The 24376-nt window shown below is 46.7% G+C and carries 27 protein-coding genes, 1 rRNA gene and 1 other annotated feature; of the genes, 27 read left to right on the top strand and 1 reads right to left on the bottom strand.

From position 1 onward, the window contains the following. The 9 genes from rrf to pssA form a co-directional block, all read left to right on the top strand. Nucleotides 1–92: ribosomal RNA gene (gene rrf / locus J2Z28_RS28505) — 5S ribosomal RNA — on the top strand; the annotation flags it as partial. A 179-nt stretch (nt 93–271) separates the two neighbouring features. Beyond that, nucleotides 272–1447, top strand: a complete 1176-nt coding sequence (locus J2Z28_RS28500) for a GNAT family N-acetyltransferase (protein WP_211085404.1) — start codon at nt 272–274, stop codon at nt 1445–1447. A 461-nt stretch (nt 1448–1908) separates the two neighbouring features. After that, nucleotides 1909–2370, top strand: a complete 462-nt coding sequence (locus J2Z28_RS28495) for a CtsR family transcriptional regulator (RefSeq protein ID WP_017692041.1) — start codon at nt 1909–1911, stop codon at nt 2368–2370. A 31-nt stretch (nt 2371–2401) separates the two neighbouring features. After that, the gene (gene mcsA / locus J2Z28_RS28490; protein ID WP_211085403.1) at nt 2402–2926 is read left to right on the top strand and encodes a protein-arginine kinase activator protein McsA; all 525 of its coding nucleotides are present in this window, start codon (nt 2402–2404) and stop codon (nt 2924–2926) included. A 28-nt stretch (nt 2927–2954) separates the two neighbouring features. Next, complete coding sequence (gene mcsB / locus J2Z28_RS28485; protein WP_036607140.1) at nt 2955–4025, top strand: protein-arginine kinase McsB; 1071 nt, start codon at nt 2955–2957, stop codon at nt 4023–4025. A 185-nt stretch (nt 4026–4210) separates the two neighbouring features. After that, nucleotides 4211–6673, top strand: coding sequence for an ATP-dependent protease ATP-binding subunit ClpC (clpC, locus tag J2Z28_RS28480; protein ID WP_211085402.1), 2463 nt, complete (start codon nt 4211–4213; stop codon nt 6671–6673). Nucleotides 6674–6945: 272 nt separating this feature from the next. Further along, entirely contained in the window at nt 6946–8313 is a 1368-nt protein-coding gene (gene radA / locus J2Z28_RS28475; RefSeq protein WP_211085401.1) for a DNA repair protein RadA, read from the top strand. Between the two features lie 13 nt (nt 8314–8326). Further along, nucleotides 8327–9403, top strand: coding sequence for a DNA integrity scanning diadenylate cyclase DisA (gene disA, locus J2Z28_RS28470; protein ID WP_211085400.1), 1077 nt, complete (start codon nt 8327–8329; stop codon nt 9401–9403). A gap of 45 nt (nt 9404–9448) precedes the next feature. Then, the gene (gene pssA / locus J2Z28_RS28465; protein WP_017692048.1) at nt 9449–10180 is read left to right on the top strand and encodes a CDP-diacylglycerol--serine O-phosphatidyltransferase; all 732 of its coding nucleotides are present in this window, start codon (nt 9449–9451) and stop codon (nt 10178–10180) included. Nucleotides 10181–10306: 126 nt separating this feature from the next. Here the strand turns inward: pssA and J2Z28_RS28460 are convergent, their stop codons facing one another. Further along, nucleotides 10307–10702 carry a nucleoside triphosphate pyrophosphohydrolase family protein gene (locus J2Z28_RS28460; protein ID WP_017692049.1) on the bottom strand — a complete coding sequence of 132 codons (396 nt, stop codon included), beginning with the start codon at nt 10700–10702 and terminating at the stop codon, nt 10307–10309. Between the two features lie 173 nt (nt 10703–10875). Between J2Z28_RS28460 and J2Z28_RS28455 the strand changes: the two genes are divergently transcribed. The 18 genes from J2Z28_RS28455 (at nt 10876) to J2Z28_RS28370 (ending at nt 24354) form a co-directional block, all read left to right on the top strand. Continuing rightward, nucleotides 10876–11961: a PIN/TRAM domain-containing protein gene (locus tag J2Z28_RS28455; protein WP_211085399.1), complete on the top strand. Its 1086-nt coding sequence runs from the start codon at nt 10876–10878 to the stop codon at nt 11959–11961. 82 nt (nt 11962–12043) lie between these two features. Then, nucleotides 12044–12739, top strand: coding sequence for a 2-C-methyl-D-erythritol 4-phosphate cytidylyltransferase (gene ispD / locus J2Z28_RS28450; RefSeq protein WP_211085398.1), 696 nt, complete (start codon nt 12044–12046; stop codon nt 12737–12739). Then, a complete protein-coding gene (gene ispF, locus J2Z28_RS28445; RefSeq protein WP_211085397.1) occupies nt 12736–13212 on the top strand; it encodes a 2-C-methyl-D-erythritol 2,4-cyclodiphosphate synthase in 477 nt (158 codons plus the stop codon). Before ispD ends, ispF begins: the two co-directional genes overlap by 4 nt. A 33-nt stretch (nt 13213–13245) precedes the next feature. Continuing rightward, nucleotides 13246–14703, top strand: a complete 1458-nt coding sequence (gene gltX / locus J2Z28_RS28440) for a glutamate--tRNA ligase (protein ID WP_036607153.1) — start codon at nt 13246–13248, stop codon at nt 14701–14703. A gap of 548 nt (nt 14704–15251) precedes the next feature. Then, complete coding sequence (gene cysE, locus J2Z28_RS28435; protein ID WP_036607155.1) at nt 15252–15911, top strand: serine O-acetyltransferase; 660 nt, start codon at nt 15252–15254, stop codon at nt 15909–15911. A 42-nt stretch (nt 15912–15953) separates the two neighbouring features. Next, nucleotides 15954–17354: a cysteine--tRNA ligase gene (gene cysS / locus J2Z28_RS28430; RefSeq protein ID WP_091020524.1), complete on the top strand. Its 1401-nt coding sequence runs from the start codon at nt 15954–15956 to the stop codon at nt 17352–17354. Continuing rightward, entirely contained in the window at nt 17351–17830 is a 480-nt protein-coding gene (locus J2Z28_RS28425; protein ID WP_017692056.1) for a Mini-ribonuclease 3, read from the top strand. Before cysS ends, J2Z28_RS28425 begins: the two co-directional genes overlap by 4 nt. A gap of 43 nt (nt 17831–17873) precedes the next feature. After that, complete coding sequence (gene rlmB / locus J2Z28_RS28420; RefSeq protein WP_017692057.1) at nt 17874–18620, top strand: 23S rRNA (guanosine(2251)-2'-O)-methyltransferase RlmB; 747 nt, start codon at nt 17874–17876, stop codon at nt 18618–18620. Between the two features lie 5 nt (nt 18621–18625). Next, nucleotides 18626–19147, top strand: a complete 522-nt coding sequence (locus tag J2Z28_RS28415) for an NYN domain-containing protein (RefSeq protein WP_017692058.1) — start codon at nt 18626–18628, stop codon at nt 19145–19147. Nucleotides 19148–19318: 171 nt separating this feature from the next. Next, nucleotides 19319–19963, top strand: a complete 645-nt coding sequence (gene sigH / locus J2Z28_RS28410) for an RNA polymerase sporulation sigma factor SigH (RefSeq protein ID WP_017692059.1) — start codon at nt 19319–19321, stop codon at nt 19961–19963. 304 nt (nt 19964–20267) lie between these two features. Further along, the gene (gene rpmG, locus J2Z28_RS28405; RefSeq protein ID WP_072735843.1) at nt 20268–20417 is read left to right on the top strand and encodes a 50S ribosomal protein L33; all 150 of its coding nucleotides are present in this window, start codon (nt 20268–20270) and stop codon (nt 20415–20417) included. Between the two features lie 17 nt (nt 20418–20434). Continuing rightward, nucleotides 20435–20626 carry a preprotein translocase subunit SecE gene (gene secE / locus J2Z28_RS28400; RefSeq protein ID WP_017692060.1) on the top strand — a complete coding sequence of 64 codons (192 nt, stop codon included), beginning with the start codon at nt 20435–20437 and terminating at the stop codon, nt 20624–20626. A gap of 21 nt (nt 20627–20647) precedes the next feature. Further along, complete coding sequence (gene nusG / locus J2Z28_RS28395) at nt 20648–21181, top strand: transcription termination/antitermination protein NusG (protein WP_017692061.1); 534 nt, start codon at nt 20648–20650, stop codon at nt 21179–21181. A gap of 68 nt (nt 21182–21249) precedes the next feature. Further along, entirely contained in the window at nt 21250–21675 is a 426-nt protein-coding gene (gene rplK, locus J2Z28_RS28390; protein WP_017692062.1) for a 50S ribosomal protein L11, read from the top strand. A 94-nt stretch (nt 21676–21769) separates the two neighbouring features. Beyond that, nucleotides 21770–22462, top strand: a complete 693-nt coding sequence (rplA, locus tag J2Z28_RS28385; protein WP_017692063.1) for a 50S ribosomal protein L1 — start codon at nt 21770–21772, stop codon at nt 22460–22462. A 68-nt stretch (nt 22463–22530) separates the two neighbouring features. Next, nucleotides 22531–22677, top strand: a sequence feature (ribosomal protein L10 leader region). 24 nt (nt 22678–22701) lie between these two features. Beyond that, entirely contained in the window at nt 22702–23205 is a 504-nt protein-coding gene (gene rplJ, locus J2Z28_RS28380) for a 50S ribosomal protein L10 (RefSeq protein ID WP_017692064.1), read from the top strand. 72 nt (nt 23206–23277) lie between these two features. Further along, on the top strand, nt 23278–23637 hold the full coding sequence (gene rplL, locus J2Z28_RS28375; RefSeq protein WP_017692065.1) for a 50S ribosomal protein L7/L12: 360 nt from the start codon (nt 23278–23280) through the stop codon (nt 23635–23637). 96 nt (nt 23638–23733) lie between these two features. Continuing rightward, entirely contained in the window at nt 23734–24354 is a 621-nt protein-coding gene (locus tag J2Z28_RS28370; protein WP_036607169.1) for a class I SAM-dependent methyltransferase, read from the top strand. Nucleotides 24355–24376: the final 22 nt, after the last annotated feature.

Here is a 24376-nt window from a genome sequence, read left to right as displayed (position 1 = left end):
CACACGTACCCATCCCGAACACGACCGTTAAGCCCTCTAGCGCCGATGGTACTTGGACCGCAGGGTCCTGGGAGAGTAGGACGCCGCCAAGCGAAGAACCACTGCCGATGTTATTCGGTGGTGGTTTTTATTTGTTTATTTTAGGGGATGCGAAAGCATCTCTTATTTGACTTTGTAAGAATCCTCTGACACACTCTAAGGGGTACATATTTCAGATATCAGGCCATGATTTGGATTGATAATAACTCTAGCGAATGGGGTGTAGGACAACATGGAAATTCAGAAATTGACGGTAGATGATTTTGAACCGGCGATGGCACTCTCCGAATATGCTTTTCAAGCAGTAATGAGTGAAGAACAGAAAGAAAAACGGCGGAGTCAATTTTCATCACAGGATATATGGGGTGTATATGAGGACGGGCAGCTAGGAGCCAAACTTCACATCATTCCTTTTCAAACCTATATTCATGGCAGATCGTTCGAGATGGGCGGTATTGCGGGTGTAGCCACCTGGCCAGAGTATAGACGCAAAGGCTGGGTAGCGGGTCTGCTGAAGCATGCGTTGGAAGAAATGAACCGTAACAAACAAAGTATATCATTCTTGCATCCATTCTCTTTTGGTTTCTATCGGAAGTATGGATGGGAGACGTATGTTGAATTTAAACGTTATAAAGTACCTACAGCTCATTTGCCTCTGAAAAAAGCGACACCTGGAACAATTCGGCGTGGGGATCCGGGCCTCAGCATATTAAAGGAAGTATACAGTGCTTATGCTGAGCGTTATAACGGAACTCTCGTTCGGGATGATGCAAGGTGGGAGAATTCAGTTCTTGTTAATGGGACCAGCCAGAAGGCTGTATATTACGATGAAGCTGATGCAGCACAAGGTTATCTTTTATATGAGGTTAAGGAAAATAAGTTTACCATTAAAGAGATCATCTATCTGAATGAAGAGGCTAGGCAAGGGCTGTGGACCTTCATTGCCAATCATGATTCTATGATCCAGGAAGTTACGTTGCAGGCGCCTGCCAGTGATACGCTTGCCTTCCAATTGGATAACCCACGGATTCAGCAGGAGATCGTCCCTTATTTTATGGCGCGTATCGTTAGTGTGGAGCAGTTTATATCCCAGTATCCCTTTGCAAGCCAGGACTCACCGGTACAGATTGTTCTACAGGTAGAGGATACCCACGCTCCGTGGAATGAAGGAGTATGGCAATTAAACGTAGCGATGAATGGAACAGCGTCCATATGGAAAACTTCGGAGCCAATTACTGATGATCAGACCATTAAGGTGGATATTCAATCCCTTACCGCGGTGCTGATGGGATATCGCAGACCAACGGAAATGGCACGAATCGGAAGAATTTACGGACCGAACACAGCAATCAAGGCTTTGGAACAAGCGATTCCTGAACGGGAAACCTATTTGCTCGATTTCTTCTGATGACTATTCCCACTGCTCCATTTAACTTGATTAGCTTATATAGAAATATGGCGTGATTGAAAGACAAATGGACTTCTCCAGCAATTTTGGAGAGGTTTTTTTGTGTCTGGGGAATATTTCGTGTAAAATCGTAAAAAATGAATAGTGACCCCACTTGGCAAAACCACAAAATATGCTATAATGGTTATAAAGTCAAAGAAAGTCAAAGTCAACTAAAGGTTTAATACTTAAGTAGCTTTCTTTCTGCAATCTGATGGATGAGAGCCTTTAAACAGCATTCATCTCATCGTAGGATCAAGGGAATACTAAAGGACCTTCGTGCTTCCTTCGCTCTCCTGTTGATGCCTGTGGAAGCAAGATTCGCTGTTTCCCTGATTGGTTAAATGGGTAGAGAAGGTGTACTCTGTGGGGGCGTGTGGGTCCTTATTGACTTAACGTTTCAGACAGTGGAGGATGATTGGATGCGTAATATCTCTGATATTATCGAACGATATCTGAAGAGTATTTTGCATGAAAGTCCCGAAGGAATGGTTGAAATTCAGCGTAATGATCTGGCAGATCATTTTTCATGTGTACCTTCCCAGATCAATTATGTCATCGGCACACGCTTTACCCTCGAGAAGGGATACCTCGTAGAGAGTAAACGCGGCGGTGGTGGTTATGTTCGCATAAAGCGCATTGAATTACCGGCCCAATCAGCTCTGCATAATCATTTGCACCATAGTATTGGTGATGAGATCGGGCAGACAGCTGCCGAAGGTCTGATCTATCAACTGGAAGAAGCACGTTTCTTGAGCAAGCGTGAAGCCGGTTTGATGCGAGCTGCTGTATCTAGAGAGGTTATATTGGTCAAACTTCCTTACCGGGATCAAATTCGTGCCAGAATGTTGAAGGCGATGTTAATATCTTTGCTCGGTAAATGAAAACTATCGGGGTCAAAGGAGGTACATCAATATGCTGTGCCAAGAATGCACTAAACGTCCGGCTACACTTCATTTTACGAAGATTGTGAATGGAGAGAAGACGGAATTCCATATTTGTGAGTCATGCGCCCGTGAAAAAGGGGAAATGATCCCTGGAACAGCAGGTGGGTTTTCCATTCACAACTTGTTGTCCGGCTTGCTTGATTTTGATCCAGCCGGCAAAAGTGGATCGGCAGGAACACCACCTGCAAAAGCACTTCAATGTGAAGAGTGTGGTATGACGTACTCACAATTTAGTAAGATAGGCCGGTTCGGCTGCAGTTCATGTTATAAATATTTTGACAGCCGTCTGGATCCTTTGTTCAAGCGGGTTCATGGTAATACGTCCCATGTAGGCAAAGTGCCTGCACGAGCTGGTGGTCGCATCAAGGTGAAACGGCAAATTGCTGATCTGAAGCGTGAGCTCCAGGAGAGCATCGCGCAAGAGGAATTTGAAGAGGCGGCTCAGATCCGTGACCAGATCAGAGGACTTGAAAAAGGAATAGCTCAGGAGTAAAGTTTGTCATGAGTAGGAGGGATGCGTAATGCCTAATCTGCGCTTTACAGAGAAGGCGCTCAGCGACTGGATGCGCAGTGATGCGGCTGATTCCGAAATTGTCATTAGCAGCCGTGTCCGGATTGCACGCAACCTTCAGCATGTTCCGTTTCCGATGCTGGCTTCCAATGAGCAATCGGAAGAGGTGCTGAATAAGCTGAGCGAAGTACTTCAATACGATGACGTTCATGCCTTTGGGGATTTTCATACGTTGGATCTGATCGATATTGACGAACTCGACAAACGGGTGCTGGTGGAGAAACATCTCATCAGTCCAAGTCTTGCGAATGAATCCAGGAATGGTGCGGTTATTCTCAGTGAGGATGAGTCTGTCAGTATTATGATTAACGAAGAGGATCATCTTCGTATCCAGTGCCTCTATCCGGGGTTCCAGGTGAAAGAAGCCTGGGAGAAAGCTTCCGCAATAGATGATGCTTTTGAAGCGCACGTGGACTATGCTTTTGATGATCGCAGAGGATACTTAACCAGCTGTCCTACCAATGTAGGTACAGGTGTTAGAGCATCGGTTATGATGCACTTGCCTGCTCTGGTGATGACACAGCAGATTGGCCGTATTCTAACCGCAGTTTCTCAAGTGGGATTGACGGTAAGAGGGATATACGGTGAAGGCAGTGAGGCGATGGGTAACCTGTTCCAGATCTCGAACCAGATAACACTGGGACAGACCGAGCAGGAAGTCATCGAGAACCTGCATGGTGTTGTGTTACAGATGATTGGTCATGAACGTACAGCGAGAGAACGGTTAATTACCGACTCCAGACTTCGGATTACGGATCGGGTCATGCGTTCTTACGGCATATTGTCTCATGCAGCTATTGTTGATTCCAAGGAAGCTGCACAGCGCTTATCGGATGTACGCCTTGGCGTGGATCTCGGCTTGTTGGATGGACTGTCCATCACGGTAATGAATGAGTTGAATGTGATGACACAGCCGGGATTTTTGCAGAAAACATTCGGGGAAGATATGCGCACAGATGAGCGTGACATTTACCGTGCACAGTTGATTCGTGATACGATTAATGCAGCGAAGCAGTCCTAGCTTAGTCTGATATTGTATTGAATTATGGTTTCATGCCGCATTGCGGCTTTTATATAATAAGGCATGTACAAATTGCCTAATGACTTTATTCGCAGCACGGCTGCAAACAAAAATGATATGAAGAATACGACGGTTATTTCATTACATGACCTCGTTTTATCCAAAACCATGGAGGTGCAGGAGATATGATGTTTGGAAGATTTACGGAACGGGCCCAAAAGGTGCTCGCACTCGCGCAGGAAGAAGCTGTCCGTCTCGGTCATAATAACATCGGTACTGAGCATATTTTGCTCGGCCTCATACGTGAAGGCGAAGGCATCGCAGCCAAAGCACTGATCGGCCTTGGACTCGGATTGGAAAAAATTCAGGATGAAGTAGAGACGCTGATTGGCCGTGGCCAAGAGCAACCTACCAACATTGCATATACGCCACGTGCGAAAAAAGTAATTGAACTGTCTATGGATGAAGCTCGTAAATTGGGCCACACTTATGTAGGCACAGAGCATATCCTGCTCGGATTGATTCGTGAAGGCGAGGGTGTTGCAGCACGTGTGCTCAATAACCTGGGAATTAGCCTGAACAAAGCACGTCAACAAGTGCTGCAATTGCTTGGCAGCAGTGAAGCTGTATCCAGTCATAATGGAACACCTGCCAATGTCAGCACACCAACGCTGGACAGTCTGGCGCGTGATCTAACGGCGTATGCCAAAGAGAACAACCTTGACCCAGTCATTGGACGTAGCAAAGAAATTGAACGTGTCATCCAGGTGCTCAGCCGTCGTACCAAGAACAACCCGGTATTGATCGGTGAGCCAGGTGTAGGTAAAACAGCGATTGCTGAAGGACTTGCACAAAAAATCATTGCAAATGAGATCCCGGAAACATTGCGCGACAAACGTGTAATGACCCTGGATATGGGTTCTGTAGTCGCTGGAACCAAATATCGTGGTGAGTTTGAAGATCGTCTGAAAAAAATCATGGATGAGATTCGCCAAGCAGGTAACATTGTCCTGTTTATCGACGAATTGCATACCTTGATTGGCGCAGGCGGAGCTGAAGGTGCCATCGATGCTTCTAACATTTTGAAACCGGCTCTGGCTCGTGGAGAATTGCAATGTATCGGTGCGACAACACTGGATGAATATCGTAAATATATTGAAAAGGATGCTGCGCTTGAGCGTCGTTTCCAACCAATTACGGTAGATCAGCCTTCTCCGGAAGAAGCGATTCAAATCTTGCATGGCTTGCGTGACCGTTATGAGGCGCATCACCGCGTGAAAATTACGGACGAAGCAATTGTGCAGGCGGTTAAACTGTCTGATCGTTACATTACAGACCGTTTCCTGCCAGACAAAGCGATCGACCTGATTGATGAAGCGGGTTCCAAAGTAAGATTGAACTCTTACACGATCCCACCGAACCTGAAACAGCTGGAAAGCCGTCTGGAAGATATCCGTAAGGAAAAAGACGCTGCAGTTCAAAGTCAGGAATTCGAAAAAGCAGCAGCACTGCGTGATACGGAACAAAAAATCCGTGAAGAATTGGATGTAACGAAGAACCAGTGGAAAGAGAAACAAGGTCGCACCGATTCCGAGGTTACTCCTGAGGATATCGCACAAGTGGTAGCCAGCTGGACAGGAATCCCTGTGAACCAACTGAAAGAAGAAGAGACACAGCGTCTGATGAATCTGGAGTCTATTCTACATGAACGTGTCATCGGTCAGGATGAGGCAGTGAAGTCTGTCAGCCGTGCGGTTCGTCGTGCTCGTGCAGGACTTAAAGATCCAAAACGTCCGATGGGTTCATTCATTTTCCTCGGCCCTACAGGGGTAGGTAAAACAGAACTTGCTCGTGCTCTGGCTGAAGCGATGTTCGGCGATGAAAATGCAGTAATCCGGATTGATATGTCCGAGTATGGTGAGAAGCACTCGACTTCCCGACTTGTCGGAGCGCCTCCAGGATATGTTGGGTACGAAGAAGGTGGGCAGCTGACAGAGAAAGTTCGTCGCAAACCATATTCCGTAGTCCTGCTCGATGAAATCGAGAAAGCACATCCAGAAGTATTCAATATCTTGTTACAAGTGCTTGAGGATGGTCGTCTGACGGATTCCAAAGGTCGCGTCGTTGACTTCCGCAATACGCTGATCATTCTGACATCCAATGTGGGTGCCGAAGCGATCAAACGTAACTCTACACTGGGCTTCACTGCAGTTGTAGATGCAGGAGCAGATTATGACAACATGAAGGGGAAAGTGATGGATGAGCTGAAGAAAAGCTTCCGTCCAGAGTTCCTTAACCGGATTGATGAAATTATCGTGTTCCACTCACTCGAAGAAAAACACATCGCTGAAATTGTAACGCTTATGAGTGAAGAACTTCGTAAACGACTGCTCGAACATGAGGTCGATTTCGAACTCACTGATAATGCCAAGGCCTTCCTTGCGAAGTCAGGCTTTGATCCTGCTTACGGTGCGCGTCCGCTTCGTCGGGCGATCCAGAAGCATATCGAGGACAAATTGTCCGAAGAGTTGCTCACAGGTAACGTAACCAAAGGGGATTCATTGCTCATCGACGAAGAGAACGGTGCACTGTCTGTTACGAAAAAAGACGTGGTTGTTCCTTCGAATGAGGAAATCGAAACTAAATAATATTTAGCAAACTTTGGAGTTAAACTTCAGCTTGTATTGATCCATAATCCTTAATCAAATCCTTCTCGGCTTCGGCCGGGGAGGATTTTTTGCACTTTGGACAGAAGACGGACATGATTATGTCAGGAACATGTGTAAAGTTTGCGATAATCCTTTACGAAAAATCTCAAACAATGGTAAACTTTTAGTAACCCTGTACGTCAGGGAGTTTGGGTGAAATTCGTCGAATAATGCAAAATGCTGTTATAAAACTAAATTATAGGAGTGCTGAAGTGGCCAAAGTTAAAACCAAGTTTCAATGTACGGAATGCGGCTATGAAGCCCCCAAGTGGTACGGTAAGTGTCCGGGTTGTCAGTCATGGAATTCAATGGTGGAAGAAACAGAGACGGTGGTCAAAACACAAGGGAGAAATTCTCCTCTGTTTGACAGTAAAGATAAACCGCTTCCTATCATAGATATAGATAGCGGTCAGGAACCGCGTGTACAGACTGGAATCGGAGAGTTGAACCGGGTATTGGGTGGCGGAATTGTTCCAGGTTCCCTCGTTCTGGTGGGCGGAGATCCAGGTATCGGTAAATCAACGTTGATGTTGCAGACGTCCCATGCGTTGACGCACTCGGGTTTGCGTGTTTTATATGTATCGGGAGAGGAATCAGTCAAGCAAACCAAATTGCGGGCGGACCGTCTCGGGGCACTCTCTGCCGAGTTGTATGTATTGTGTGAAACCAATATGGAACGTGTAGAGGAAGCGGTGGATCAGATCCAGCCGCATTTTCTTGTCATCGACTCCATTCAGACGGTATATCTTCCCGAAGTTACCAGTGCGCCGGGTAGTGTAGCACAGGTAAGGGAATGTACGTCAAGGTTCATGCGGATTGCCAAAGGCAGAGGCATTGCAACGGTTCTTGTGGGGCATGTTACCAAAGAAGGTGCCATTGCCGGTCCACGTATGTTAGAACATATGGTGGATTGCGTGCTTTATTTTGAAGGAGAACGGCATCATACGTATCGCCTGCTGCGTGCGGTGAAGAACCGTTTTGGTTCCACCAATGAGATTGGCATTTTTGAAATGGGCGAGGATGGGCTTCGTGAGGTGGGCAATCCGTCCGAACTCTTTTTGTCGGAACGTCCACTGGGTGTAGCAGGTTCAACGGTAGTTGCCAGTATGGAGGGGACGCGTCCTCTGCTCGTGGAATTGCAGGCGTTGATCTCGACGACCCATTTTCCTTCTCCCCGCCGTATGGCAACAGGGGTAGATCTCCATCGATTAAATCTGATCATTGCAGTGCTGGAGAAACGGATGGGGATGTTTTTACAGACCCAGGATGCATACTTAAATGTAGCTGGTGGAGTACGGTTGGATGAGCCCGCTGTAGACTTGGCGGTTGCTGTCAGCATTGCATCCAGTTTGAGAGATGTACCGACCAAGCCAGACGACGTCGTCTTTGGCGAGATCGGTCTGACAGGTGAAGTTCGAGCCGTATCACGGGCCGAACAACGAGTGAAGGAAGCCGCAAAGCTGGGCTTCAAACGAGTCATTTTACCAGAAAAAAGCTTAAAGGGCTGGAAACATCCTCGCGGGATACAACTGATCGGTGTGAATACCGTGGCAGATGCACTAGCGGTTGCTTTAGATTAGGGGGCATAACAAGATGAAAGATATGAGCCAACTGGATAATATGAATGAATTGTTAAGGCTGATCGCACCAGGTACACCTTTCCGCGAAGGTCTGGAAAATGTGCTGCGCGCCAAGACGGGCGCACTGCTTGTTGTAGGATACAGCCCTGAAGTAATGGAAGTGGTGGATGGGGGATTCTCGATAAACTGTGATTTCTCCTCGAACTATCTGTACGAACTCGCCAAGATGGATGGTGCCATTATTCTTAGCGAAGATTTGAAGCGTATTCTTTACGCCAATACCCAGTTAATCCCGGACTCTTCGATCTCTTCATCAGAGACGGGGATTCGTCACCGGACGGCAGAGCGCGTAGCGAAGCAAACGGGTAAATTGGTCGTATCCATATCACAGCGCCGGAATATCATTACTTTGTATCAGGGAACACTTCGTTATTCCCTCAAGGAAATCGGGGTTATTTTGACCAAAGCGAATCAAGCGATTCAAACCCTGGAGAAATACAAAGCGGTATTAACACAGTCCCTTACGAATCTGAGTGCCTCTGAATTTGAGGAGCTGGTGACGATTCCTGAAGTGGTTAATGTGATTCAGCGTACCGAAATGGTGATGCGGATTAAAACGGAAATCAAACGATACATTCATGAACTCGGGAATGAGGGACGACTCATTTCCATGCAAATGGAAGAACTCGTGGGTACAACGGAAGAAGAAGCCTGGTTATTGTATAAAGACTATGCCCGTGACGACAGTGATGACAAAATCCGTGAAATTATCGTGGGACTGAAAAGATTGTCGGACGATGAGCTGCTGGATGCACATCATATTGTCCGTCTGCTCGGCTATCCTTCATCAGCGGCTACTTCAGAGGATTCGGTTGCCCCTCGTGGATTCCGGGTATTAAATAAGATCCCCCGCCTGCCCAATGTCATTATCCATAATCTGGTGGATCAATTCGAACAATTGCCTCATGTTATTATGGCTACAATTGAAGAACTGGACGAAGTGGATGGTATTGGTGAAGTTCGTGCCCGGACCATTAAGGAAGGCCTCAAACGTTTGCAGGAGCAGATGTTTATCGACAGACAGATGTAAGGGTTTGCCTATATAAAGGCTTGAAATGGATGAGGTGAAACAACGATGCTAACCAGATTCATTCCGAATCTCTTTACCCTGGGTAATCTGTTTCTTGGAATGATGGCAATTTTGCTTGCGATTGATGGAAATTACAGTTTGGCTGCCATTATGGTCATTGTAGCGATGCTGCTGGATGGTTTGGATGGCCGAGTGGCACGTGCACTCAATGCTCAAAGTGAATTCGGCAAGGAACTGGATTCCTTGTCTGACATGGTTTCCTTTGGTGCAGCACCAGCCCTGATCATATTTATGGTTTCATTTCAAGATTCGATGCCGATCCTCGCCTGGATTGCAACAGCGGCTTTTCCGATCTGTGGAGCCATTCGTCTTGCTCGGTTTAATGTTCGTCCGGGTATTCCTGGATACTTCACAGGTCTGCCGATACCGGCAGCCGGCGGGGTACTGGCCACACTGTCCTTGTTCAATAAGGATATTGGCCCGGTTAGTATGATGATTGCTACATTGCTGTTATCGTATCTGATGGTGAGTTCGCTTAAATATCCCAATTTCAAAAAGGTTGGTTTGCCACGCAAGGCAATCTGGATTGCACCATGGGTTGTGTTATTTGCCATAGCTGTAGCCGTTATTTTCCCGGAGCAGTTATCCAAATTGATCTTTATTCCGCTGGTGTTATACGCCTTGTATGGAATGAAGCATAATGTGCGAACAGCGGCCTCGCGTAGTCGGGCGAAAAAGCGCAAGGATGAGAAATCTTCCCGTCCTTCCGATCGTTAAGTCGCCTTGGGGACAGACACTATACAAAGAAAGCACGTACTCTCCTGAACTGGAGAATGCGTGCTTTTTGTTTATTCAGATCTATTTACGGTAAAAGAAACCCTTACGGACGACATACATATCTTCTTACGACAGATTAAACATCCCTAACGTTGAACACTTCTGTGATTCGTGATTTACGACCTCTTCCATGTTAATGTCCAGCAGATTGCAGAGAGCCGACATGTAGAACAGGTTCCGCCCTAGCTCAGAGCTGATGACCTCTCTGCAGTTCTCACACAACTCACCTTCCACATGCGTTTCCAGCAGGCCCTTGGTTTGAGCGATATCGCTCTCCGGGGCATATTTCTGCTTGGTGGCGTGCAGCTCGATGCAGCCGCATTCGGTAATGGCTTTGGACACGGCACGGTTAACAGACGCTCCGGCTTGTCCCGTTTTGGACAGTACATCAATCAGGCTGCGATGACGCAACAACAGTTCAGAAACTTGATCCTGGAAAGCCTGTAAACTTAGCGTACTCATTTTGCCACTCACCTCGGGATATGAATTGAATTCATTATATGCCAATAATTTACCTACTTTCAACTGACGATTGCAACATTTCCAAAAAGTTCTTCCAGATGGGATTAGCAATCTAGGAATTGGATCATACTGGATATAAAGTTCGAGATACATTGAAGGAGGTGCAGGGACTAATGTGGAAAAAAGGCATTTTAACTTTTACAGGATTGTGCGGTGCATGGTTCGGCTACACGGCATATCATCTGGCAGGAAAATCGGTCCCATGGATGGCGGAGTGGATTCAGTCAGCAGGATTACTGGGAGCTGGTATATCGACACTGCTGGGAGCTGTAATGTTTATGGCTGTATGTAATATTGGTGGAACATTGATGGCAGACAGGCTGCATAGTGGAATTGATTCATTGGCAAAAGTACCTATGAACGAATTGGCTGCAGGTGCTGCAGGTACCGTTGCAGGATTGCTCGTGGCCTTGTTGATCTACCCTGTTGTGGGATGGATGGGGACGGCAGGAGAAGTGCTGCAAGTGGCGCTGACGGTGATTAGTGCTTATTCCGGTTATGCCCTTGCCATGGCGAAGAAAGACGATCTGGGGGCCTTCTGGATGACTGGACGATGGGGTCATCCCGAGGTGGACGAGGACAGACGGATGGAAGAACATAAAATTCTGGATACCAGTGTTATTATCGATGGGCGTATCGCTGATATATGCAAAACTGGATTTATTGAAGGCACGATCGTAATTCCGGAATTTGTTCTGGAGGAGTTACAGCACATTGCTGATTCATCGGATCTGCTCAAGCGGAACAGAGGACGGCGTGGACTGGACATTTTGAACAAAATCCAGAAGGAACTTGATGTAAAAGTTCTGATCTACGAGGGGGATTTTGAGGAAATCTCCGAGGTGGACAGCAAACTGGTTAAACTGGCTAAAGTGCTTCAGGGCAAAGTGGTCACCAATGACTTTAACCTGAACAAAGTGTGCGAACTCCAGGGTGTATCTGTGTTGAACATTAATGATCTTGCCAATGCGGTTAAGCCAGTTGTTCTGCCAGGTGAGGAGATCATGGTGCAGATCATCAAGGATGGCAAGGAGCATGGTCAAGGTGTAGCCTATCTGGATGATGGCACAATGATCGTTGTGGAAGGCGGACGCGAGTATATCGGCATGATGATGGAAGTGCTGGTGACCAGTGTGTTGCAGACTTCAGCGGGACGAATGATTTTTGCCAAGCCGAAACTGTTGGAAAAAGCCCAATAAAGCGGTATGATGGGTAGTGTATCGTTGAATGATATTGTATATCTTTGGACGATAAACTGACAGACAAGGCAGGGATTGCGGCATGGATAAAGGGTGGGGCGTTGTCATTGTGGCAGCAGGTCGCGGAACCCGGATGGGGACGACCGAGAGCAAACAGTTTCTGTTGCTGCAGGACAAGCCCGTTTTCATACATACGCTTGAGGTATTTGCTGCGCTGGACGAGATCCGCGAGATGGTGCTGGTCACAGGAACCGCAGATGTTGAACGCTGCCAGGATTGGGTAAAAGAATACCAACTGGATTCACGTGTCCGTGTTATCCCCGGAGGGAAAGAGAGACAACATTCTGTCCATAAAGGCCTTGAGGCACTTGGGACGGATTGGGTTCTCGTTCACGACGGGGTACGTCCTTTTGTGAACCATGAGCAGATCAAGGGATGCATGGCGGCCGCCATATCCGGTGGTGGAGGAGCTGTACTGGCCGTTCCCGTGAAGGATACGATCAAACAAGTGAATGCGGAAGGGGTCGTTACGGCGACGCCAGACCGCAGCAGTCTGTGGAGCATTCAAACCCCGCAGGCTTTTCGTCTTTCTTCCCTGCTCTCCGCCTACGAATCAGCTGAGCAGGACGGATTTCTGGGAACAGATGATGCCATGCTGGCTGAACGTCAGGGAATGTCGGTCAAGGTTGTAGAAGGCAATTATACCAATATCAAATTAACAACGCCGGAAGATTTGCAATATGCTGCGTTTTTGCTGGGGGGAGAGAAGAAGCGATGATACGTGTAGGACAGGGATTTGATGTACATCAGCTGGTAGAGGGACGCCCGTGTATTATTGGCGGAGTAACGATTCCTTATGAAAAAGGACTGCTGGGTCACTCGGACGCAGACGTGCTGTTGCACGCGATTAGTGATGCCATTTTGGGTGCGCTGGCACTTGGGGATATTGGCAAGCACTTCCCGGATACCGATCCGGAATTCAAAGATGCTGACAGCTTGAAGTTGCTGGAGCATGTATGGCAGCTTGTGAAGGATCGCGGGTATAAGCTAGGGAATATCGATTCAACGATTATTGCCCAGAAGCCAAAGATGGCTCTTTATATCCCACAGATGGCTGAGGTTATTGCCAAAGCACTGGAAGCGGATGTAACACAGGTGAACGTGAAAGCAACAACGACAGAGCAACTGGGATTCCCGGGACGGGGAGAGGGCATTGCCGCTCAATCCGTTGTTTGCCTTGTACGTGTGTGATATCATCAATCAATTAGTGACGGAGGGGATCATATGAGCACGGATATTCGTGTGCGTTACGCGCCGAGCCCAACGGGACATCTTCATATCGGGAATGCCCGTACGGCGTTGTTTAACTATTTATATGCCAAACATAATAACGGTAAATTCATTATTCGTATTGAAGATACGGACGTGAAACGGAATATTGCCGGTGGTGAAGAAAGCCAACTGAAATACCTGAAATGGCTCGGAATTGAGTGGGACGAAAGTATTGACGTGGGCGGAGAATACGGACCATACCGTCAAACGGAACGTCTGGACCTCTATCGTAAATATACGCAGGAATTGCTGGATAAAGGTCTGGCTTACCGTTGCTTCTGCACGGAAGAAGAATTGGAGCAAGAGCGCGAGGAACAGTCCGCACGTGGAGAAACGCCGCGTTATTCTGGCAAACACCGTGACCTGACTCCAGAGCAAATTAGTGCGTTTGAAGCGGAAGGCCGCGTAGCGAGTATTCGTTTCCGTGTGCCGGAAGAGCGCACATATACGTTTGATGATATGGTTAAAGGCACAATCTCGTTCAACAGCAAGGAATCCGGTGACTTCGTCATTGTGAAAAAAGACGGCATTCCCACATACAACTATGCCGTTGCTGTGGATGATCACTTGATGAAGATCTCCCACGTCCTGCGTGGGGAAGATCACATCTCGAACACGCCACGTCAACTGATGATCTATGAAGCGCTTGGCTGGGAGCCACCGCAATTCGGTCATATGACGCTGATCGTGAATGAAAATCACAAGAAGCTGAGTAAACGGGATGAATCCGTTATTCAGTTTATTGAGCAGTATGATCAGCTCGGCTATTTGCCTGAAGCGATGTTTAACTTCATTTCCTTACTCGGCTGGTCGCCGGAAGGGGAAGAAGAGATCTTCTCGCAAGAGCAACTGATCTCCATTTTTGATACGAAACGTCTGTCCAAGAGCCCGGCAGTATTTGATACCCACAAGCTGGCTCACTTGAACAACCACTATATCAAACATGCTGACCCAGAACGTATTGCCGAAATGGCCATTCCGCATCTGCAAAAGGCTGGACGTATTTCTTCCGAGCTGTCTGCTGAACAAAAAGAATGGGCTTATACTCTGGTACACCTGTACCAGGAGCAGATGAATTCTGCCTCTGATATTGTCGAATTGTCGGAAGTTTTCTTCCGTTCCAATCTGGAGCTTGAAAGTGAAGGAGAAGCAGTGCTTGCGGAGGAGCAGGTGCCAACCGTACTGAAGGCATTTGCGGATAAAGTACAGGCGAGCGAAGAGTTTACTCCAAGCAAAATGGCTGCATTGATCAAGGAAGTACAGAAAGAAACCGGCTTTAAGGGCAAACAGCTCTTTATGCCAATTCGTGTAGCCTTGACTGGACAGACGCATGGACGGGATCTGAACCAAACGATCGTACTTTTGGGTCGTGATACGGTGATCGAACGTTTGCTTGCACAAGTAAAATAATCATAGTCGAAGACATTCCGTTTATCTGGAATCTGAACACAGTCCTATGAAGTACTATGAAGTACTGATTACGTAGGAGGCTGTTGTCAGTCTGAGGCCTTTTCGCTATAATAACAACACAACGAATAATTGATATGATTTATCTAATAGAACAGCAAAGATCGGGAGGAGTAGACTGACCCGGACAGATTCAGAGAGGATGGTCCCGCAGCAAAGAAAGATTTCTTTGGTTGCGGTGGCTGTGAACCATCCATTGTCCATCAGCCGAAATGCGCCCGTGAGCTGCACAGCCGAATCCGGCCCCGCCTTTGTCGATCATGACAAGGGAAAACGTTAGGATAGGTTGTGACGATTGGTTTCCGTTACCAAACCGCTTGAGGGCTCATTCTATTTAAGAATGGACCGAGCAGAGTGGGACCGCGATAAACGCCTCTGCAGCTAAATGCTGCAGGGGCTTTTTTTTGTTTAGGCGAGTGTGCAGTACACTACCAAGGAACGCGCCGTCCGGTAAGCCGGAGGACGGGAACCTGAACAAGAGGGGAACGAGCATGTTCAAGAAGATCAGATCAGATATCCAGGCGGTGTTTGAAAACGATCCGGCGGCCCGAGGTTGGTTTGAGGTGGTATTCACCTACTCAGGGCTGCATGCGATATGGGCACACCGGATCGCTCATTTTTTATACAAGCGAAGATGGTTCTCGGTTGCCCGATTCATTTCGCAGGTTAGCCGTTTTATGACAGGAATCGAGATACATCCTGGAGCTACGATCGGAAATCGGTTGTTTATTGACCACGGAATGGGCGTCGTTATTGGAGAAACATGTGAGATTGGCGATGATGTCGTTATCTATCAGGGGGTTACCCTGGGCGGAACGGGGAAAGAAAAAGGGAAGAGACATCCGACCATTGGTAATAATGTGGTTATCTCATCCGGAGCCAAGGTGCTGGGTTCATTTAGCGTGGGGGATCAATGTAACATTGGTGCGAACTCCGTTGTGCTTAAGGAGGTCCCTTCCAATAGTACCGTGGTAGGTATACCGGGCAGAATTGTTAAACAGGATGGCCGACGGGTAGATCGCCTCAGTCAGCAATTGCCCGATCCGGTCGTTGACTCCTTGCGCGGTATGCAAAAAGAACTCGAACGATTGCAGGAAGAAGTACGTACACTGCAAAATGCTCGTGAAAATGAGACTGTGCGTGATACGTGATACAATAAATAAAGGCAGTATAGGATGAAAGGATAAGTGACCATGACGCTTCAGATTTATAATACGATGAGTCGTACCAAAGAGGAATTTGTTCCCCAAGAGCCAGGGAAAGTGAAAATGTATGTCTGCGGACCAACGGTATATGACTACATTCATATCGGGAATGCACGCCCGGTTATCTTTTTCGACACGGTTCGTGGATACCTGGAACAGACAGGACATGATGTGAACTATGTGGTGAACTTCACGGATGTGGATGATAAGCTGATTCGCAAAGCAGAACAACTTGGAACAGACGTTCCTCACGTGGCTGAGAAATTTATTGCTGCCTATTATGAAGACCTTGAAGGATTGGGTATTCCCAAGGCAAGCAGCAATCCGAGAGTGACGGAAAACATGCCGCTGATCATTGATTTTATCCGTGAGCTGGTTGAAAAAGGATTTGCGTATGAAAATGGCGGTGACGTCTATTATCGCACAGGCAAATTCAGCGAATATGGCAAACTTTCGAAACAAAACCTGCAGGAACTGCAATTTGGAATCCGTGTGGGTGTGGACGAGCGCAAAGAGCATCCGGAAGATTTTGTGCTCTGGAAGGCTGCCAAACCAGGTGAGATCTACTGGTCCAGTCCTTGGGGCGATGGTCGACCAGGCTGGCATATTGAATGCTCCGCCATGGCTAGGGAGTACCTTGGGGATACACTGGACATTCACGGGGGTGGACAGGATTTGCAGTTTCCGCACCATGAGTGCGAATGCGCCCAATCCGAGGTATTAACAGGTAAACCACTTGCGAACTACTGGATGCATAATGGATTCATCCGGATTGATAACGAGAAGATGTCGAAATCACTCGGTAATGGTGTTCTGGTTAAAGACTTGCGGAATCAATATAAACGCGAAGCGATTCGTTATTTCATGTTGTCTACCCACTATCGCAACCCATTGAACTTCACGGATGATACGATGGAGCAGGCACAGAACAGTGTGGACCGGATTGCGAATGCGGTAGGTAACCTGAACCATCGTCTGAATGCAGTAACTGTTGATCAGGATATCACAGCAGAGTTTGCGGCAAGACTCGACCAAATTCGTCAGCAGTATCACGAGAAGATGCAGGATGATTTCAATACTCCTGATGCAATTACTGCTATGTTTGAGTGGGCAGGGGAAGCCAACCAACTGTTGCAGCAAGAAGTAGTTAATGCGGCAGACATTCGCGCGCTCCTCGAGTTGTTCAGTGAATTGAATGCTGTACTGCGCATTTATACTGACGCAGAGCCAGAACTTCTGGATGAGGAAGTAGAACGTCTGATTGAAGAGCGTGTAGAAGCGCGCAAGTCCAAAAACTGGGCAAGAGCGGATGAAATTCGCGATGAATTGTCTGCACGTGGCATTCTGCTTGAAGATACGGCGCAGGGCATGAGATGGCGGCGCAAATGAGCGAAGGACATCCAAATACACCAAAACAACAGGAGCAGGTCACAGAGGGAGGATGGTTCCCTTATCCTCCTTCCAGACCTGCGAGGTTGATTCCACCTATTGCACTGGCCTATATTGGTGATGCGGTATATGAGGTAGCTGTTCGTCAATATCTGTTGTCGAAGGCCAACATGCGTCCCAATCATTTGCACCGTAGTGCAACCGGGTTGGTATCAGCGAAGGCACAGAGCCGCATACTTACAACGATTGAGGATGAACTGACAGAGGAAGAACGGGATATCGTCCGGCAAGGGCGGAATGCCAAGTCGGGTAGTGTGCCCAAAAATGCAGATGTGTTGGAGTACAGACATGCTACGGCTTTTGAATGTCTCATTGGTTACCTCTATAGCAGTGGTCATCATGATCGCATGATTGAACTGATCGGGCTTGGCATTGAGCACGCGGAACAACAATCGCCATCGCCGACAAAAAAATAGAAAATTCAACAAAACAATGCATTACAGAGAGGATCGAACAACGATGGAAGAAGAATGGATCGCCGGTAAACACTCCGTGACGGAGGCGCTGCGTTCAGGCCGGACCATTAATAAAATATGGATTGCCGATACAGCACAGAAACATCTGACTCAACCTATTATCTCGGAAGCTAAAAAACTAGGTATTGTCATTCAACACGTGGACAAGCGTAAACTGGATCAAACGGTACCAGGCATTCAGCATCAGGGGGTAGTTGCTCAAGCAGCACCTTACGCTTATGTGGAGGTAGAAGACATTCTTGCCGCAGCAAAAGCGAAGAATGAGCATCCTTTCCTGATTCTGCTGGATGAGATTGAAGATCCTCATAACCTGGGGTCAATTTTGCGGACAGCAGATTGCACGGGTGCGCATGGCGTCATTGTACCCAAACGTCGCTCGGCAGCGGTAACCGTGACAGTATCCAAAACATCAGCAGGCGCTGTGGAGTACGTGCCAGTGGCTCGTGTAAGTAATCTTGGTCAGACCATTGATCGCCTCAAAGAGGAAGGTGTATGGGTTGTAGGGACAGATGTCACCGCTCACGAAGGTGTCTTTGGTAATGGAGTCTTTACTGGCCCTGTGGCATTGGTAATCGGAAATGAGAACAAGGGAATGGGACGACTTATTCGTGAGAAATGCGATGTGCTGATCAAACTACCAATGCAAGGTCAGATTAATTCCCTGAATGCTTCCGTGGCAGCCGGGGTTGTCATGTACGAAGTGCTCCGCTCGCGTCAAGCGCAGGAATAGAAGGTATGGCTGATTCCCGTGATGTGCTTCTTGTAGACGGGTACAACATGATTGGTGACTGGCCGGAATTAACCAAGCTGGCGGAAAGTGGGCTGGAAGAGGCGCGCAACAGGCTTCTCTTTCGTCTTGCAGACTACCAGGCTTTCTCCGGCCGTCGAGTCATTGTTGTGTTTGACGCCTACCTCGTGCCTGGACTCGGTAAATCCTTTACTCAGAGCAAAGTGCAGATCTATTTTACAAAGGAAAAAGAGACGGCAGACGAATGCATTGAAAGACTCGTTCGGGAACTAAGCATGCGAAGACGCCAAATCTATGTGGCTACGAGCGATATGGTAGAGCAACATGTCATTTTTGGACAGGGAGCGCTACGCGTATCTGCAAGGGAGTTGCTAATTGAAGTTGAGCAGAACGAAAAAGAATTAAAAAAACGACTGGAAGAAGATCAGGCGAAGACCACGCGTAACACAATCGGGGGTAAGTTAAGTCCCGATGTATTGAAAGAGTTTGAGCGATGGCGCCGGGAATAACAGCACGTTTTTACAAAATTTAGAATATTGAAACTCTTGACATTTATGTTATTGATGTTCTTTTTTAGGCAGAGCGTGGTTGACGGTGTGAGGTACCATCATATATACTGATCCTATATTTCATAGAGTAGAGTAACGGGGTACCTTGCGTTGCAGCCGGAGGGATTGTCTGTGAGTGTCGACCTCAAAGATATCATGTTATCTAAGTATGATTACCAAAGTGACGAAGACATTGTCGAAGCTTTCCGTGAAGGCGAAAGCGAAGCGTTAGAGTTTCTAATTAACAAATATCGTAACTTTGTACGCGCCAAGGCAAGATCTTATTTTCTGATTGGGGCAGACCGGGAAGATATTATTCAAGAAGGAATGATTGGCCTCTACAAATCCATTCGAGATTTCAAAGGGGACAAGCTGGCTTCGTTCAAGGCTTTTGCCGAACTGTGTATTACAAGACAGATCATCACGGCGATTAAGACAGCAACACGTCAGAAGCATATTCCGCTTAATTCTTATGTATCTCTGGACAAGCCTATTTATGACGAAGAGTCTGATCGTACGTTACTCGATGTGATTTGTGGAACCCAGGTCAGTGATCCGGAAGAACTTATCATCAATCAGGAAGAGTTTGTGGGCCTGGAAGATAAAATGTCCGAGATTCTGAGTGATCTGGAACGTAAAGTATTGATGTTGTATCTGGACGGGAGATCTTATCAAGAGATTGCAGTAGATTTGGACAGACATGTGAAGTCCATTGATAATGCACTTCAGCGCGTCAAGCGCAAACTTGAAAAGTACCTGGAAGTTCGAGATAATTAAACACATGTTGTCGTTGACGGAAAAGGCTCGGTGTTTGAGTCTTTTTTTAGTGTCTCAAGTTTATAAAATCTTAGAATGTTTATACTAGTAATCGCTCGGTCCAAGCAGGAGAAGAGAAAAACAGAGATGAGAAACGAATGTACGTTGTACGGAAGTAATACCCAATGAATGAAAGACTAATCTTTCATTGACATGGTTATACCCTTGTGATAAAGTGTTTTAGGTAGGCCTAAATTTATGGCTTTTTTTCAGGATCAATTTAGAGACTCTGCTTGAATGTGGAAGTCTTCGGGAGGTGTACATCATGCGGGTAATTATTACTTTGGCTTGTACTAACTGCAAACAAAGAAATTACACTACGACAAAAAACAAGCGTAATCACCCCGACCGCATGGAGATGAAGAAATTTTGCAAGTTTTGTAACGAGCAGACTTCTCATCGCGAAACCAGATAGTTTTTGGAGGTGTCGGCGTGAAACGAAGTTTCAAATCTCTGATTTCCTTTTTCTCAGAAAGCTGGGCTGAACTTAAAAAAGTTCGCTGGCCTAATCGTAAAGAGCTGACCAACTACACATTGATCGTACTTGGTACTGTTGTGGTTATGACGCTGTTTTTTTGGGTCATTGACATTGGCATCTCCTTTGTGATCGAAGCGATTATTTAAGAAGGGTTCCGGTGGCTTGATATGGAAAAAAGATGGTACGTCGTTCATACCTATTCAGGGTATGAGAACAAGGTCAAAGCCAATTTGGAAAAACGCGTAGAGTCTATGGGCATGGAAGACAAGATATTCCGCGTTCTTGTTCCTATGGAAGAAGAAGTGGTAAACAAGGACGGTAAGAAAAAAACCGTTATGCGTAAAGTTTACCCTGGTTATGTCTTGGTGGAAATGGTACAGACGGATGATTCTTGGTATGTTGTTCGCAACACACCAGGGGTTACAGGATTTGTCGGTTCGACAGGTTCTGGGTCCAAACCAACTGCATTGTTGCCTGAAGAAGTGGAACAAATTCTGAAGCACATGGGAATGGTTGAACCGAAGCCGAAAATTGAGTTCGATCTTAAGGAATCCGTGCGTATTAAAGTCGGTCCTTTTGCGAATTTCGTAGGCTCCGTGGAAGAAATTTTGGTAGACAAAAGCAAGTTGAAAGTGCACGTGAACATGTTTGGACGGGAAACGCCGCTTGAGTTGGAATACACGCAAGTGGAGAAGATATAGTCTCTTCAAGTTTCTTGTGGGAGGGTTGAAAAACCCGTTAACCACTATTTTGCAAGGAGGTGTCAATCATGGCGAAAAAAGTTATTAAAATGGTAAAACTGCAGATTCCAGCAGGTAAAGCAAACCCAGCACCACCAGTAGGTCCAGCTTTGGGTCAAGCAGGTGTCAACATCATGGCATTCTGTAAAGAATTCAACGCTCGTACAGCTGATCAAGCGGGATTGATTATTCCAGTTGAAATTTCTGTATTCGAGGACCGTTCCTTTACTTTCATCACTAAAACTCCACCAGCAGCAGTTCTGTTGAAAGTGGCAGCTAAAGTTGAAAAAGGATCCGGCGAACCGAACAAGAAAAAAGTTGCTACTGTTAAACGTGATGCGGTTCGTCAAATCGCAGAAACAAAAATGCCTGACCTGAATGCAGCAGACGTTGAGTCCGCTATGCGTATGGTCGAAGGTACTGCCCGCAGCATGGGTATCACCATCGAAGACTAATTTTCATAAGAAACATGGCTTCGTAAAACCGGTCGATTCGCGACCGGTTGATGTGGGAGGTATATCCGCTAACACCACAAAGGAGGAATAAAACATGGCTAAACACGGTAAAAAATACCTGGAAGCTGCTAAGCTGATTGACAGCGAAGCAACTTACGAGCCTTCAGAAGCTGTAGAGCTTGTGAAAAAGGCAGCTACTGCAAAATTCGATGAAACAATCGAAGCAGCAGTTCGTTTGGGTGTAGACCCTCGTAAGCAAGACCAGGCTGTACGTGGTGTTGTTGTCTTGCCACACGGCACAGGTAAAACACAACGCGTATTGGTATTTGCAAAAGGTGACAAAGCGAAAGAAGCGGAAGCGGCTGGCGCGGACTATGTTGGTGATGCAGACATGATCAACAAAATCCAACAAGGCTGGTTCGAATTCGACGTCTGCGTAGCGACACCAGATATGATGAGTGAAGTAGGTAAATTGGGCCGACTGCTCGGCGGTAAAGGTCTGATGCCTAACCCTAAAGCCGGAACGGTAACTTTCGATGTAACTAAGGCTGTTCAAGAAATTAAAGCCGGTAAAATCGAATATCGTCTGGATCGTGCAGGTCAAATTCATGCACCGATTGGTAAAGCTTCTTTCTCTTCTGAGCAACTTAATGAGAACTTCAAAGCTCTCATGGAAGCTCTGAATCGTGCTAAACCAGCGGCAGCAAAAGGTGTTTATCTGAAGAATGTTAGTCTTTCTTCCACGATGGGCCCTGGCGCACGCGTGAACGCAGCAGCTTTTAGATAATATCTCTTGACAGGCTTGTCCTGTTTTTGATAAGATATAAAAGTTGTGAGTCCGAGTGACTGACCGTTGACATTTGAATATGCTTGCCGTAGACAGTAGGTGCCGTTTGGCTTAATTTCCTGCCGAGGTGTGATTATAGAACTTAGAACGATGCAAATCGATGATGAGTATATATCAAGCCTTCGTGATTCTACGGAGGCTTTTCTTAATGGGATAAATTTGATCAGGAGGTGTACAGATTGGCAAACGCAAAAGTGATTCAAGCAAAACAAGAATCCGTTGATGCAGTAACAGCAAAATTGCGCGAGAGCGTTACAACTGTTGTTGTTGACTATCGCGGATTGAACGTTGCCCAAGTAACTGAGTTGCGTAAGCAACTTCGTGAAGCAGGGATCGAATTCCAAGTGCTGAAAAACTCGTTGCTTCGCCGTGCAGCTGCAGCAGCAGAACTGACAGAACTCGATAGTGTTCTTACAGGTCCTACTGCAATTGCATTCAGCGTAGATGACGTTGTGGCTCCAGCTAAAATTCTGAACGACTTCGCGAAAAAGAACGATGCACTGGAATTGAAAGGTGCAGTCGTAGAAGGTCGCGTAATCGGAGTAGAAGAAGTTAAGGCATTGGCAGAACTGCCATCCCGCGATGGACTCCTCTCCATGCTCCTCAGCGTGCTTCAAGCGCCAGTGCGCAACTTCGCGCTTGCGGTTAAAGCAGTTGCAGAAAAAGAAGAACAAGGCGCGTAAGCAACTTGATCTGAATGCTGCTTAGGCGGCAAATGAATTAAAAAAAATAATATTATATATGGAGGTTCACTCATGAGTAAAGAGCAAATCTTGGAAGCAATCAAAGGCATGACTGTACTGGAATTGAACGATCTTGTTAAAGCAATCGAAGAAGAATTCGGCGTAACTGCTGCAGCTCCAGTAGCTGCTGCAGGTGCAGTAGCTTCTGCTGAAGCTGAGCAATCCGAGTTCGACGTAATCTTGACTAGCGCTGGTGCTTCCAAAATCAACGTTATCAAAGCAGTTCGCGAAATCACAGGTCTTGGCCTGAAAGAAGCAAAAGAATTGGTTGACAACGCTCCAAAAGCATTGAAAGAAAAAGTTGCTAAAGAAGAAGCAGAAGCGGTTAAAGCTAAGCTTGAAGAAGCAGGCGCTTCAGTTGAAGTTAAATAATTTAGCTATTACAAGCTAAATGAACAAAACAACAAACCCCTTGACTTATATCAAGGGGTTTGTTGCTGTAATTGTAAATGGAAAGTGAGTGAGGGCATGTCCAATCATTATTATTCGGACAAACCGCAAGTGGCGCATGATCGCAGAGCAACTGAAGCGGTTCTTCGCGGATTCAGTCTGCGATTCGTGACGGATGCCGGTGTGTTTTCCAAAAACGGAATCGATTATGGCAGCAGAGTATTGATTGATGCGATAGAGTTGCCATCAGGGGCTCATGTTCTCGATGTGGGCTGTGGATACGGGCCAATGGGTCTTACAGCAGCCAAACTTGTACCGGATGGGCATGTCACCATGATCGATATCAACGAGAGAGCCGTTGAACTTTCCAGGGAAAATGCAAAAGCGAACGGAATTAACAATGTTACGGTATTGCAAAGTAATCTACTGGCTGAAGTGAAAAAGCAAGATTTTGACGTTATCCTAACCAACCCGCCTATACGGGCTGGGAAAGAGACGGTTCATACTATTTTCGAACAGGCACATCGCCATCTGAAGGTAGGCGGTTCGTTGTGGATTGTCATTCAGAAGAAACAAGGAGCTCCGTCAGCGAAAGCGAAATTGGAATCTTTGTTTGGAAGAGTGGAAGAAGTGACGAAGGATAAGGGCTATCGGATTTTCAAAGCGGTGAAATCGGAAGAGGTATCTACTAAAAGCTGAATCCGAGTTTGTAAAGTAAGCA

The sequence above is a fragment of the Paenibacillus xylanexedens genome, assembly GCF_017874615.1.
Taxonomy (GTDB): Bacteria; Bacillota; Bacilli; order Paenibacillales; family Paenibacillaceae; genus Paenibacillus; species Paenibacillus xylanexedens.
The sequence above is the reverse complement of the archived record's forward strand: the minus strand, read 5'-3'. Positions and strand labels throughout refer to the sequence as shown.